9 protein-coding genes are annotated in these 15928 nt (G+C 40.8%); all 9 read left to right on the top strand.

Annotated elements, in window-relative coordinates:
- The first annotated feature begins 2 nt into the window (after positions 1-2).
- A complete protein-coding gene (locus BUA72_RS19215; protein WP_034724069.1) occupies positions 3-974 on the top strand; it encodes a glycoside hydrolase family 130 protein in 972 nt (323 codons plus the stop codon).
- Positions 975-1103: 129 nt separating this feature from the next.
- Entirely contained in the window at positions 1104-3338 is a 2235-nt protein-coding gene (locus BUA72_RS19220) for a GH92 family glycosyl hydrolase (protein ID WP_072925054.1), read from the top strand.
- A gap of 30 nt (positions 3339-3368) precedes the next feature.
- Complete coding sequence (locus tag BUA72_RS19225; protein WP_047450841.1) at positions 3369-4796, top strand: glycoside hydrolase family 125 protein; 1428 nt, start codon at positions 3369-3371, stop codon at positions 4794-4796.
- Positions 4797-4979: 183 nt separating this feature from the next.
- On the top strand, positions 4980-7127 hold the full coding sequence (locus BUA72_RS19230) for an endo-beta-N-acetylglucosaminidase H (protein ID WP_083544253.1): 2148 nt from the start codon (positions 4980-4982) through the stop codon (positions 7125-7127).
- Between the two features lie 58 nt (positions 7128-7185).
- Positions 7186-9597, top strand: coding sequence for an endo-beta-N-acetylglucosaminidase H (locus BUA72_RS19235; RefSeq protein ID WP_072924636.1), 2412 nt, complete (start codon positions 7186-7188; stop codon positions 9595-9597).
- A gap of 380 nt (positions 9598-9977) precedes the next feature.
- Positions 9978-10841, top strand: coding sequence for an ROK family protein (locus BUA72_RS19240; RefSeq protein WP_072924637.1), 864 nt, complete (start codon positions 9978-9980; stop codon positions 10839-10841).
- 17 nt (positions 10842-10858) lie between these two features.
- Entirely contained in the window at positions 10859-13129 is a 2271-nt protein-coding gene (locus BUA72_RS19245) for a GH92 family glycosyl hydrolase (protein WP_072924639.1), read from the top strand.
- A 19-nt stretch (positions 13130-13148) separates the two neighbouring features.
- The gene (locus tag BUA72_RS19250; RefSeq protein WP_228407922.1) at positions 13149-13676 is read left to right on the top strand and encodes a cupin domain-containing protein; all 528 of its coding nucleotides are present in this window, start codon (positions 13149-13151) and stop codon (positions 13674-13676) included.
- Positions 13677-13760: 84 nt separating this feature from the next.
- A complete protein-coding gene (locus tag BUA72_RS19255; protein WP_072924642.1) occupies positions 13761-15872 on the top strand; it encodes a glycoside hydrolase family 97 protein in 2112 nt (703 codons plus the stop codon).
- The last annotated feature ends 56 nt before the right edge of the window (positions 15873-15928 follow it).

Consider the following 15928-nt stretch of genomic DNA (forward strand, 5'->3'; position numbering starts at 1 on the left):
TTATGACATTTCAACCAGCAAAGATCCCTTGGCAGGATCGTCCGGAAGACAGCCGGGATATCATGTGGCGTTACTCTGCAAATCCGATTATCAACAGATATGCAATACCTACGTCCAACAGCATTTTTAACAGTGCGGTGGTTCCTTTTGAAGATGGGTTCGCGGGAGTTTTCCGTTGCGATAATAAAGCCGTGCAGATGAATATTTTTGCAGGTTTCAGTAAGGATGGGATCAATTGGGAGATCAATCATGATCCTATTGATATGAAAGCCGGAAATACTGAAATGATAGAATCTGACTATAAATACGACCCCCGTGTTGCCTTTATAGAAGACCGCTACTGGATTACATGGTGTAACGGATATCATGGCCCGACTATCGGAATAGCCTATACTTTTGATTTTAAAGAATTCTTTCAGTGCGAAAATGCATTCCTTCCTTTCAACAGAAACGGAGTTCTTTTCCCTGAGAAAATAGACGGTAAATATGCCATGCTGAGCAGACCGAGTGATAACGGACATACACCTTTCGGAGATATCTACATCAGCTACAGCCCGGATATGAAATACTGGGGCGAGCACCGTTGCGTAATGAAAGTAGCACCTTTTGAAGACAGTGCGTGGCAGTGTACAAAGATAGGGGCAGGGCCTGTTCCGATTAAAACGGATGAAGGATGGCTGCTTTTTTATCATGGAGTAATCAATACCTGCAGAGGGTTCCGTTATTCTATGGGAGCATCGCTGCTGGACCTTGAAGATCCGTCGAAAGTACTGTACAGAACGAAACCTTATTTACTGGCTCCGGCAGAACTGTATGAACTTACGGGAGATATTCCCAATGTGGTGTTCCCGTGTGCTGCCCTTTCAGAAGGAGATAAGGTAACCGTATATTATGGAGCAGCGGATACCGTTGTGGCCATAGCGTTTGGATATATTTCTGAAATTATTGATTTTATGAAAAAGAATTCGCTGTAAGCTGATTCAAAATATAAAGAATATGCCGGTCAACTTTATTTTCCTGCTCGTTGAAATCATTGTTTCGGTTTTTATATTGTTAAATAAACTCCTATCTTGAGAAATTTTTAAGATTTCCCTATTATGATTATGAAAAAAGAACTGCTTATATTTTTATCAATGATCCTGTTTTCTCACGTTGGAAACGCCCAGCAACGGAAGGATGATGTCCTTTCATGGGTAGATCCTTTCATAGGAACAGGAGGGCACGGCCATACCTTTCCCGGAGCAACTACACCTTTTGGAATGATCCAGCTCAGCCCGGATCAGAATACCAAAAGTGGCGACTGGGACTGGTGTTCAGGGTATCATTACAGCAGTAAAACCATTATGGGATTCAGTCATAATCATCTCAGCGGAACAGGCTGGGCAGATCTTGGAGATATTTTAGTAATGCCAACCGTCGGGAAAATAAAGATGCTGCCGGGCTCGGAAGATAAACCGGAAAGTGGCTATCGTTCTACATTCAGTCACGAAAGAGAAACCGCTTCACCGGGATATTATTCCGTGATGTTGGACAGCTACGGAATTAAAGCCGAGCTGACTGCTTCTCCGAGAGTAGGTTTCCATAAATATACGTTCCCAAAGAGTGAGGAAGCCAATGTCATCATTGATCCTACTAATAAAATCTTCGGAAATATTTACCATACACTGGTAAGCATAGAAGGAAACAATAAGATCAAAGGATACTGCTACAGCAACGGTTGGGGCGGAAAACGTTTTGCTTATTTCGTAATGGAATTTTCAAAACCGTTTAAATCTTACGGAACTTATTCTGAAGGAAAATTAAAAGAGAACGAAAAAATTGCTCTTGCTAAAGATGCCAAAGCTTTCGTGAGATTTTCAACTGAAGAGAATGAAAGCATTGAAGTAAAAGTTTCCTTATCGCCCGTAAGTACGGAAGGTGCTCAGGAAAACTTTGATGCCGAAGCTAAGAATGTAAATTTTGCACAGGCTAAAGAAACAGCTCAGAATACATGGAGAGATCTTATCAACAGATTCCAGGTGACCGGCGGTACGGATGATCAAAGAAAAATCTTCTATACCGGAGTGTATCATACATTCATTGCACCTAATCTGTATATGGATACCAATGGAGATTATGTCGCTGCTCAGGAAAACATGAACACCAAATGGTTTACCAACTACAGTACATATTCCTACTGGGATGGTTTCAGAGCAACTCACCCTTTGCTGACCATTATGGATCAGAAACATACAAAAGAATTCGCCAACTCTCTGATCAGCAGATACACAGACCGTAAAGATCATATGCCTATCTGGGAATTGTGTGGATACGATAACTTCTGTATGCTCGGTTACCACAGTGTGTCGGTGATCTGGGACGCGATTTCCAAAGGCGTGCCGGGAATTGATAATGAGAAAGCATTTGCAGCGATGAAAGATGCTTCTTTAACAGACAAAATGAGCAGCAGCGATGGCGGAGGAGGCCTTAATGATTATATTAAATTAGGCTACACCCCATCAGAAAACGGAGCTTCAGTTTCTGCAACGCTGGAATATGCGTATGACGACTGGTGCATTCAGCAGCTTGCTGAAAAATTAGGTAAAAAAGACGAAGCAGAAGTGTATAAAAAACGTTCCATGAGCTTCCTTAATACGTTTAACAAAGAAAATAAACATTTCTGGCCAAGACAGAAAAACGGAGAATTCCTGGCTGATTTTACGCTCAACGACTGGAAAAAACTTCAGCCGCACTGGGTGTCCGGAAATATATGGGCTTACGATTTCTTCGTTCCTCATCAGATCGATGAAATGATGAATTTATACGGAGGAAAAAAAGGATTTGAAGAAAAACTGGATAAAACCTTTACCGAAGAACTTAAAATGATCGGTGAGCAGCATGTAGATATTTCAGGATTCATCGGTTCTCTGGGATTCGGTGACGAGCCGGGACATCATGTTCCTTACCTGTACAACTACGCAGGAGCTCCTTACAAAACCCAGAAAATGATCAAATTCATTCGCGATAACATGTACGCAGCAAAACCAGACGGTATTGTCAATAATGAAGACTGCGGTCAGATGTCTGCATGGTATATTTTCTCTTCATTAGGATTCTATCCGGTGACTCCCGGAAAACCTGTATACGCCATTGGTGCACCACAGTTTCCGAAAGTAGCCTTAAAACTGGAAAATGGAAAAACCTTCACAGTCATTGCAGAGAAGATCTCGGATAAAAATATCTACGTTCAGAAAATGTTCCTGAACGGAAAAGAATTCAAAAGCTGGGAAATCAATCACAGCGATATTATGAATGGTGGCGAACTGAAATTTGTGATGGGAAGTAAGCCTGTAAAATAGATCAAAAAAATAACGAAATATAAAAGTATAATGGAAAGGAGAAAATTTATAAAGACAAGTGCACTGGCAGGAGCAGGATTGATGTTTACTCAAAATGTTTTCGCAAAAACGTTGAGCGTAGAAAATTTCCCTGTAGTCCGCGTTCCGAAAGATAAAAGACATTTTACGAGTGAAGCGGTAGAAAGTGCAATTGAAGCTTTTAAAAAGAAAGTGAAGAATAAAGAGCTGTCATGGCTTTTTGAAAACTGCTTTCCCAATACTTTAGATACCACCGTTTTTTATAAAGAAATTAATGGAACTCCGGACACTTATGTGATTACTGGAGATATTGATGCTATGTGGCTTCGCGACAGTTCTGCACAGGTTTTCCCATACCTGCAGTTCTCAAAGAAGGATGAAAAACTTCACAAGCTGATATCCGGAGTGATTCACAAACAAACCGAATTCATCCTGAAGGATCCTTATGCAAATGCTTTTTATAACGATAACAATAAAATAAGCAAATGGAAAGAATACGATCATACGGATATGAAACCCGGAACCCACGAAAGAAAATGGGAGATTGATTCACTGTGCTATCCAATCCGTCTGGCTTACCACTTCTGGAAAACTACCGGAGATACGACACCTTTTGATAACAATTGGCTGCAGGGAATTAAACTGACCTTACAGACTTTCATAGAGCAGCAGAGAAAAACAGGTTTGGGCCCTTACCAGTTTGAGCGTACGACGGCCTGGGCTACAGATGGAATTCCAATGGGAGGTTACGGTTATCCGACAAAACCTGTAGGATTGATCAATTCTATGTTCCGTCCGAGCGATGATGCTACCATCTATGCTTTCCTTATTCCTTCCAATTTATTTGCAGTCGTGAGTTTACGTCAGGCAGCAGAAATGGTTTCGCAGATCAAAAATGAAAAAGCACTGGCTCAGCAGCTGAACAGTCTGGCTGATGAGGTAGACGCGGCCATCAAGAAATACGGAATCTACAATCATCCTCAATATGGAAAGATTTATGCTTTCGAAACCAATGGATTCGGAAGTTATAATTTAATGGATGATGCCAATTGTCCAAGCCTTTTAGGCCTTCCTTATCTGGGTGCTGTAAAAGCCGATGATCCGGTTTATATAAATACCAGAAATTACGTTTGGTCAGAAGACAATCCTTTCTTTTTCAAAGGAAAACTGGCAGAAGGAATCGGTGGACCGCACATCGGTCTTGATATGATCTGGCCAATGAGCATCATTATGAAAGCCCTTACTACGAAAGACAGAAAGGAAATCAAATGGTGTATAGATACTTTACAGAAAACCCATGGAGGAACAGGCTTTATGCATGAGTCCTTCCATAAAGACAATGATAAAAAGTTCACCAGAGAATGGTTTGCATGGGCCAATACATTATTCGGAGAACTGTTATGGAAAACCTTTAACGAGAATCAGGATTTACTGACTTAGACTCGATATTTGCAGAAGGCGGCAGCATGCCCTTTATTCCCGTTTTTTTAGTTGCAGTGTTTTACAAAGAATTCATTGAGGGAAAACCTTATGAAATTCTCAGGCATTAACTGATCATTTTTCTTCTTTTTTGGAAGAGAATGAATAGATATAAATACATCAAAATAACTTAAAAAAAACATTATGAAAAAAGCCATTACTACTTTGATCCTCATGATCATCCATGCGATGCCTGTGCTCAGTGCACAGCAGCTTAATCCTACGGGAATATGCTATGTGGAGGTGAATAACAATAATATCCTGAATGCCGGAGCCTATAAGCTGCAGACTTCAGGGAATTATCTGTTTAATGTAGTGAATATTTTCGCTGCCAATATTAATTATGATGCTGTCCGCGGAAGAGCCTATCTGAGCAATAATAACAATGTAACCAAAGTGCTCACCAATGCCAGTACATATATAAAACCGCTTCAGGATAAAGGCATGAAAGTGGTTTTAACGATTCTTGGAAATCATCAGGGAGCAGGATTCTGTAATTTTCCAACCCGTGAGGCAGCGCGTGATTTTGCACAGCAGCTCGCTCATACGGTAAATACTTACGGTCTGGATGGAATCGATTTTGATGATGAATACTCAGATTACGGACAAAACGGAACAGGCCAGCCCAATGACAGCTCTTTTGTGATGCTGGTTCAGGAATTGAGAGCATTGCTTCCCGATAAAATCATTTCCTTTTATTATTATGGTCCTGCAGCCTCAAAACTTTCCTGGAACGGATTAAGAGTGGGCGACTTTATCAATTACAGCTGGAACGCCATGTACGGAACGTTTTCTGCACCCAATGTTCCTCCTCTTACGAAAGCACAGATTTCTCCTGCAGCAGTCTGGATGGGAAATACTTCCAATTCTACAACAACAAGTTTAGCCAGCCAAACCAAAACCGGTGGATACGGACTTTTCCTTTGGTATGACCTTCACGGAACCAATGAAACCGCACAGCTTTCTGCAGGAACACAAACTTTATACGGACAACAGACGGTTTTAAGCACTCCTTTGCAGTCATGGACGGCTGGAGCCAATTGTGATGCCCCAATCGGATTATTCACCAGCAACCTTACCGGAACAGGGGCAAAACTGAACTGGTCAGCGGTAGGAACCAATACCTATGATGTAGATTATAAATTAGCTTCAGCTACCACATGGACTAATGCAGCAACGGCAACGGCTGCTACATCCGTTACCATATCAGGATTGACAGCCAATTCAGAGTATGACTGGAGAATCAGAACGAACTGCAGCGTGAAAAGTACTTATATTTTTGCTCCGAGATTCAAAAGTGTAGGCGGGACAATTCCGTCAGGATCAAACTCTCTTTTATTGGATGGTACCAGTGAATCCGGCTCGGCAGGAAGTATGAATTTAAACGGTTCGGCATTATCTTTTGAAGGCTGGATCAAACCGTCGTCTTTCAAATCAGCAGCTCCTTACATTTCTTCTGTAATGGGAACAGAGGTGAGCGACAGCAATTCAGCATTTTTAAGACTTGGAGATGCAAGTCTTGCCAACAACAAGCTTCAGTTTGTGGTAAGTATCAATAATGTTCAGCAAAAACTGGCGTCAGTTACAGCATTAAATGCCAACACCTGGTATCACGTTGCTGCAACGTATGACGGTTCTGCTATGAAGATTTATATCAATGGCGTTCTTGATGCTACCAAATCCCAAACCGGAAATGTTGCTTCCAACGGAGCTTTCAATGTGGGATATTTATACAATACATCCAGGAATTTCAATGGTAAAGTAGATGAGGTCAGAGTTTGGAAAAGAGCATTAACTCAGACAGAAATCAGTCAGAATATGTGTAATGTAACACTGCCAGCTACATCTCTTGCTGCGTACTGGAAGTTTAATGAAGGGAGCGGTTCATCAGTTCAGGACAGTTCGGGAAACGGATTGGCATTAACGCTGACAGGTGTGGATGCTTCCAACTGGGCAACAGATATTCCATGTCCGGCAGGAAGTCAGAAGGCTTCGGCAAATGCTAAAAATCAAAAAACAACAGGTTCAGAACTAACGTCAGCTAAAAAACAGATCAGATTGTACCCAAATCCTGTGAGTGCATCGTCACCGCTTACGGTTTCTGTTCCTGAAGAATATAACAGAGGAAAATTATCGGTTTATAATTTTAATGGAGGTGTTGTGGAAACCAAAATACTGCAGGCCGGAGATCACGCGTATGATTTGTCGAAGCTTTCGATGGGGAATTATATCATTCAGTTCGAATCTCAGGATAGTAGCTTGAAACAGACAGAAAAATTAATTATAAAATAAAAAAACAGTCATTGGGCTTCGGCCCGATGATTTTATCTGCCATTAAAACTTATAGACTATGAAAAAAAAATCCATTCTTACTGCCCTGATCGCTCTGGTCATTCAAGCGGCATCCGGACTTCATGCACAGCAGCTCAATCCTTTGGGCGTATGCTATGTGGAAGTGAATAACAGCAATATGCTGAATGCAGGATCTTATACTTTACAGAACACGAACAGACAGCTTTTTGACGTTGCCATTATTTTTGCAGCCAACATCAACTATGATGTTTCAAAAAGCAGAGCTTATATTTCCAATAATAACAATGTAACCAAAGTATTGAATGACGTCAATACTTACGTAAGACCTTTACAGCAAAAAGGAATTAAAGTGTTACTCGATATCTTGGGAAACCATCAGGGAGCAGGTATTTCCAATTTCCCGAATCGTGAAGCGGCCCGTGATTTTGCACAACAGATTGCTCACACGGTCTACACTTACGGTTTAGACGGAGTAGATCTGGATGATGAATATGCAGGCTATGGAAATAACGGAACAGGACAGCCGAACAACAGTTCTTTTGTGATGCTTCTGCAAGAACTCAAATTAGCCATGCCGGATAAGCTGATCACTTTTTATTATATTGGTCCGGCGATATCAAGACAGAGTTACAATGGCGATGCAGCCGGAAATTATATCAATTATGCCTGGAATCCGTATTACGGGACGTATAGCGCTCCTTCAGTACCGCCACTTACCAATTCCAAACTATCAGCCGCGGCTACCTGGATTCAGAACAGCAATCCACAGTCAACGTCTCCTGCAACACTTACGACGCTTGCTACCAATACCATAAATGATGGGTACGGAGTATTTATGTGGTATGATCTTAATGCAGCGAACAATGCTAGCTACCTGAGTACGGGATCTAATATTCTGTACGGTGAAAATACTTTGCTTAGCGGCCAGTTGTATTCCTGGACTCAGGGTGATGCCTGCGATCCGCCTTTAGGACTTGAAGTAACGAATACTACAGGAACTTCAGCGAAATTAAACTGGACGGGTAATGCTTCCCAGACTTATAATATTGATTACAAACCAGCCAGTTCAACAACCTGGGTGAATGTGGCGACCAATTTGTCCGGAAATAATACCATCATCAACAATCTTACCCTGAATACTGAATATGACTGGAGAATACAGTCTAACTGTTCGGCAACTATAAAAAGTACTTATCTGTTTGCTCCCCGTTTTAATTCAGGAAGTACATGCGGAACGCCGTCAGGCATGAAGTCCGAAAGCTACCTGGGAACTACAACTAAATTATCCTGGGATGCCGTAGGAACTGCTACTTCTTACAATGTACAGTATAAAACATCTGCAGCAACGACCTGGACTGATGTCCCTAATGTTGCTACTAATTCTTACACACTGCCGGCTTTAACCGAAAATACAAGCTATGTCTGGAAAGTACAGGCTGTATGTGGAGGGACAACGACGAGCACATATTCAGGGGAATCAACGTTCAACAGTGGATTTGCTCCTGTACAGAGCCCTGGTGCAAGATCACTTTCGTTCAATGGAAGCACAAATTATCTGAATGCAGGACAGTTTAACCTTAGCGGAAATGCTGTGACCTTCGAAGGATGGGTGAAAGTAAATGCATTCAAACCCAATTTTCCTTATATCTCATCCGTAATGGGTATTGAAGTAGGGGACAGTAATTCTGCAATGCTGAGGTTTGGAGATGGAAATTTGGCGAGTAATAAACTGCAGTTCATATTAAGCTTTGGAACTTCTCAGATAAAATTGAATTCTGTGAGCACATTTAACACCAATACATGGTATCACATAGCCGCTACTTATGATGGTTCTGCGATGAAAATCTATGTTAATGGAGTTCTGGATGCGAGTGTTGCTGCAACAGGTAATTTCACCGCAAACGGTATTCTTTATCTGGCGAGAAACTATGAGAACGGCAGAACCCTTAATGGATTCTTAGACGAATTCAGAGTATGGAAAAGAGCATTAACTCCAACGGAACTTCTTGCCAACAACTGCGGTGTTCCGGCCAATTCACCGAATCTTGAAGCGAACTGGAGAATGAATGAAGGCAGCGGAAACGGAGCTTTGGATGCTACCGCAAACACGCACTTTGCAACGCTGACCAATATGACCAATACGAACTGGAGAACAGATGTAGCCTGTACTGCGCTGTCAACACAGGATATTTCTTCGGAAAAAAATAAGGTAGGTTATGTGTATCCAAACCCGGTTAAAAAAGGAAATGACATCCATTTTACCATCAAAGACAAATCTGCCAGTGAAATCACGTTATATGATATGGCAGGAAAATTAATAGTAAGTAAGAAAATTGATAAAAATGATATGGTAATCAGCAGCCAGAATTTATCTGCAGGAACCTATATCTATACCATACAGTCAAAAGACAGCAAGACACCATCTTCCGGAAAAGTGATTGTAGAATAAAAAAGTAATCCTCATTAGGCGTATAAAAAGTAAAAATAAATTAGGGGATTTTATGATGGGCAGACAGGGAGCCAACAGGCTTTCTTGTCTGTCTGTTTTAATAGAAAAAAGAGTATTGATAAGTAATATTCGGGATAAGAGAAAAGAATAAAGAATAAAGAGAAAAGGTGTCAGACATTAGATAGAAGTAAGAAAGTTGAGATGATAAGACTGAAAAAGAAGGGCGGGAATTATATTAACCATGTCAAGGTTCAAAACCTTGACATGGTTAATAACTACTCAGATTATTTAATAATATCGTTTTAGATCTTAGCACAACAGTCTGATATCTGACGTCTGAAATCTAGTATCTGACGAAAGAAAAAAAATATCATAAAAGAATGCAAAATATAGTAGGAATAGACATTGGCGGTTCGCATATTACCATGGCGCAGGTGGATCCGGAGAAGCGCGAAATCATCAGTTCTACATATGTGAGAGAACATGTGTATTCTTTCGGGGCGAAGGAAACTATTTTTTCTGCCTGGATCTCTGCCATTGAAAAAGTGACCCATGATTTGGTTAAAAGTGAACTTCTCATCGGTATAGCGATGCCCGGTCCTTTTGATTATGAAAACGGAATCTCGCTGATGCAGCAGGGAAAATTTATCGATATGTATCAGGTCAATATTAAACAGGAACTGATTGAAAGACTTGCCATTTCATCCGATCAGATTTATTTTGTGAATGATGCCGGAGCTTTTCTCGAAGGAGAGGTTTTCGGAGGCTGCGTACGGGATTACCGTAAAGTTTTTGGAGTTACTCTGGGAACAGGTTTGGGAACGGCTTTTTATAATGGAGAAGTAGCCTCAGATGAAGATTTGTGGGATTCACCTTTCAAAGATTCTATCTGTGAAGATTACCTTGCCACTCGCTGGTTCGTGAATCATTATAAAGCTTTAACCGGTGGAGAAATATCAGGTACGAAAGACCTGTTGGACCAGCCGGAAGACATCCAGAAGAAAATCTTTGATGACTATGCAGATTCTTTTGCAGACTTCATTGTACAGTATGTCAGAAACTACAGTCCTGAAGTTTTGGTCATAGGCGGAAATATTGCAAAAGTCTATCCCTATTTTAAGAAGAGGTTAAATCAGCATCTGGAAGAGCATAAAATCAAGCTTCCTATTAAAATTTCCGCTATTTTTGAAGATGCGGCCATTCTGGGTGCTGCAGGTTATGCTTTGAAGAAAAGCAACAGATAAATTAACAAAACGATATCATGAAGTCTTTATTTTCAACTTTTTTTATTGTACTCACTATCTTTGCACTGGGCCAGGGAATATCGCCTGCGGATTATGTCAACCCTTTAATGGGAACCCAATCCAAGCCATCGCTGTCCAATGGGAATACTTATCCTGCCATAGGACTTCCATGGGGAATGAACCTATGGACGCCACAAACCGGAAAAATGGGTGACGGATGGGCGTATACCTACGATGCAGACAAGATTAAAGGATTTAAGCAGACCCACCAGCCATCTCCATGGATGAATGATTACGGTGCTTTTGCCATCATGCCGGGAGTCGGTAAACTAAAATTTAAGGAGGAAGAACGGGCAAGCTGGTTCAGCCATAAAGCAGAGAATGCAAAACCTTACAGTTACAGCGTTTATCTGGCGGATATCAATGTAACGACAGAGCTTACCCCAACGGAAAGAGCTGCTTTCTTCAAATTTGATTTCCCTAAAACAGACAGTGCCTATGTGGTGATTGATGCTTTAAACAAAGGATCCTATATTAAAATTATTCCTAAAGAACGAAAAATCCTTGGGTACACCACAAAGTATTCCAGAGGGAAATACAGTAATTTCAAGAACTATTTTGTCATTCAGTTTGATAAAGATTTTGATTTAACGACGACCTGGAAAGACAGCGTTTTTGTGAAAAACCAGTTGGAAATTACAAGCGATCACGCAGGAGCAATTGTTGGATTTAAACTCAAAAATAAAGAAAGTGTTTATGCAAGAACAGCTTCTTCGTTCATCAGCTTCGAGCAGGCAGAACTCAATCTGAAAAGAGAAATCGCAGGCAGAAATTTTGAACAGGTAAAAGCAGATGCTAAAAATATCTGGAATAAAACTTTAGGCAGAATAGAAGTGAAAGGAGGAACAGATCAACAGATGAGAACATTTTATTCCTCTCTGTACAGAACATTGTTTTTTCCTCAGAAATTATACGAAATAGATGCAGACAACAAAGTAAAACACTGGAGCCCTTACAACGGAAAAATTCTCGATGGGAAAATGTTTGCAGGAACAGGTTTTTGGGATACTTTCAGAGCTTTGTATCCTTTCCTGAATCTGGTTTATCCAAGCATCAATGTAGAAATGCAGGAAGGTTTGGCCAATACATTCAAGGAAGGAGGATTTCTTCCGGAGTGGAGCAGTCCAGGATATTCTGACATTATGATCGGAAATAATTCAGCTTCTGTAGTAGCAGATGCCTACATCAAAGGACTTCGCGGATATGATGTGGAAACCCTTTGGCAGGCTGTAAAACATGGAGCCAATAACGAAGGACCGATAGATGCAGTAGGCCGTAGAGGAGTGGAATATTATAATACTTTAGGCTACGTTCCTTATGATGTGAAAATTAATGAAAATGCTGCCAGAACGCTGGAATACGCTTACGATGATTTCGCCATTTATCAGTTGGGAAAAGCATTAGGAAAACCTGCTTCAGAAATTGATATTTATAAAAAAAGAGCAGATAACTATAAAAATGTATTTGACCCGGAAACAGGTTTAATGCGTGGTAAAAATAAAGACGGAAAATTTCAGTCGCCATTCAATCCGTTTAAATGGGGCGATGCCTTTACAGAAGGAAACAGCTGGCATTATACCTGGTCGGTTTTCCAAGACATCAATGGTTTGTCTAAATTAATGGGTGGCAAAAAGAAATTTGAAGCCAAACTGGATGAGGTATTTTCCCTTCCGCCGGTTTTTGACGACAGTTATTATGGAAGCGTCATCCACGAAATCCGCGAAATGCAGATTATGAATATGGGACAATATGCTCACGGAAACCAGCCAATTCAGCATATGATCTATCTATACAACTACGCCGGAGCGCCGTACAAAACGCAGTACTGGACAAGACACGTGATGGATAAGCTTTATTATGCAACACCGGACGGATATTGTGGCGATGAAGATAACGGACAGACTTCCGCATGGTATGTATTCTCAGCCTTAGGATTTTATCCGGTAACACCGGCTACAGATCAGTATGTTTTGGGAGCGCCGCTTTTCAAAGAAGCAGTGATTCATCTGGAAAATGGTAAGAAAATTGAAATAAAAGCACCAGCCAACAGTGCTGAAAATCTATATGTTAAATCGTTAAACGTAAATCTTCGGTCTTATTCAAAAAACTGGCTCAGTCACAAAGAACTGATGAATGGAGCCGTACTGGAATTCCAAATGGACAGCAAGCCAAACAAGGAAAGAGGCTCGCAGGAAAAGGATTTTCCATACTCCATGTCGAAGGAATAATGATCAACAAACTTTATATTTGAAAATAATTTTAGAACAGGAATACATTATGAATGCAGAGAAAACAGAAATATTTGAGAAAGTAACAAAAATGCTGGAAACCCAGGGTTTCACTATTGCGGCAAAAGATGATACAAGACCATGGGGTGGCTTTTTCGTGATTGATGAAAATCAGGCTCAGGATTTTGCCAATCAGTATTTTGACGGAATCGATGTAGAAAGCTTGAAAATAGGCGGAAAGCTGAGCCCTAAAATCCTTTTGGTGGCCCCAAATGCCCGTCTAAGCTGGCAGTACCATCACCGCAGAGCTGAAATCTGGCAGGTAGTGGAAGGTACCGTTGGGATCAAGACAAGCAATACCGATGAAGAAGGCGAGTTGAAAGAATACCATCCAACAGATCAGATCAAGCTTCAGCAGGGTGAAAGACACAGGCTGATAGGACTTGAAGGCTGGGGCGTAGTTGCTGAAATCTGGCAGCATACCGATGCTTCCCATCCCTCTGACGAAGACGATATTGTAAGAGTACAGGACGATTTCGGAAGATAATTCTAAAATAAGTATATCAGACTCTGTCCGTCACTTCTCCACCTGAGAGAATGATGGACAGAGTTTTTTTTAACAGTAAACCGTATGAATAAAAAATTATTATGCTTTTGTGTAAGTGTCCTGATTGTAGTAATCACTAGCGGACAGTCTTTTTCATCTCCTGACGGCCAATTCAAACTGAACTTTAAAGTGGAACGAGAAGGTATTCCGTTCTATTCGCTGCATTATAAAGATAAGCAGGTTTTAAAGGACAGTAAGCTGGGATTTATTTTAAAACCCTCCATGTCTTACTTTTCAGAATTTAAGGTAGAGGCTGTAGAGCAGTCTTCTTTTAATGAAAGCTGGAAACCGGTGTGGGGACCCAACAGGGAAGTCGTGAACCATTACAATGAAATGCTGGTCCATTTAGTTCAGAATAAAACGGGATGGAAACTTGATATCAGGTTCAGGCTTTTCGATGATGGTCTGGGTTTCCGGTATGAATTTCCGGTTCAGCCTGAGCTGAGGCATTTTACTATAAACAATGAATTGACCAGTTTCAATTTAGGGAAAGATTATAAAGCCTTTTGGATTCCTGCAGATTACGATACAAACGAGTTTCCGGTAACGACTTCTAAACTGTCGGAAATTTCCAAATTGATTGATGACGTTCGAAAAGAATCATTAGCCGCAAAAGCTCCGAGTAAGGATCTGGCGGTGCAGACTCCATTGATGCTGAAATCTCAGGATGGGCTGTATATCAATATTCATGAAGCAGCTTTGGTCAATTTCGCTGCTATGACTTTGAATGTTGATGAGAATAATTTTATTTTATCTTCTGCTTTAACGCCCGATAAAAACGGAGATAAAGGCTTTATCCAGACAGGTTCTGTAAGTCCTTGGCGTACGATGATTATTAGCAGTGATGCAAAGAAAATTCTATCTTCCAATCTTATTGTGAATCTTAATGAGCCCAGCAGAATAAAGGATACTTCCTGGATCAAGCCTACGAAATATATAGGAGTCTGGTGGGAATATTTCACCGGAGGCGGTTCTACGTGGGCCTATTCTGACAATCAGGATATCAGGATCGGAGAGACTGATTACAGAACCCTGAAGCCCAATGGCAGACATGGAGCCAATACAAAACACGTTAAGGAATATATTGATTTTGCTGCAGAGAACGGATTCGATGCTGTTCTGGTAGAAGGATGGAATGAAGGATGGGAAGATAATCAGGCGTACAGGAAAGAACGTATTTACAGTTTTACAAAAGCATATCCGGATTTTGATGTTAAAGAACTTCATGATTATGCCAAAAGTAAAAAGGTGAAGATCATCATGCATCACGAAACAACATCGTCAGTCGTTGATTATGAACGTCAGCTTAAAGAAAGCTTTCAGTTTATGAAAGATAATGGGTATGATGCCGTAAAGACAGGCTATGTAGGTCCTATGATTCCCAGAAGTGAACATCATGACAGCCAATGGATGGTGAATCACTATAAATATGTGACAGAAACGGCTGCCCAATATCATATTATGGTCAATTCGCACGAAGCGGTAAGACCAACCGGGCTCCATAGAACTTTTCCTAACTGGATTGCTCAGGAGTCTGCACGGGGAACAGAATTCGAGTCATTTAACGGAAACCGCCCCGATCATACAACGATCTTACCTTTTACCCGACTGATAGGCGGTCCTATGGATTATACACCGGGTATATTTGAAGGAGATTTGTCTACATATGGAAACAATAAAGCTCAATTAAGTACTACATTGACCAAACAGTTGGCATTGTATGTCACGATGTACAGTCCGCTTCAAATGGCTGCAGATTTAATTCAGAACTATAAAAAATATCCGGATGCCTTCCAGTTTATCAAAGATGTTGCAGTAGATTGGGATGCTTCATATATTCTTGAGGCGGAACCCGGAGATTATATTACGATAGCGAGAAAAGCTAGGAATAAGAATGAATGGTTTGTAGGGAGTATTACCGACGAAAACCCAAGAGAGGCTACCGTGGATGTATCATTTTTACCAAAAGGAGAAAAATTTGAAGCGGTTATCTATAGGGATGGAAAAAACGCAAGCTGGAATCATAACCCTAAAAGCTATGAAATTTCTAAACAGATCATCAACTCAGGGTCTAAACTGAAAATAAAAGTGGCTCCGGGTGGAGGATTTGCGATCAGTATAAAACCTTTGAAATAATGAAAAAGCAGATTATATAATACATTCGGTAATATACAAAAACCAGCATCGATTCG

This window comes from Chryseobacterium sp. OV279, assembly GCF_900128945.1.
Taxonomy (GTDB): Bacteria; Bacteroidota; Bacteroidia; order Flavobacteriales; family Weeksellaceae; genus Chryseobacterium.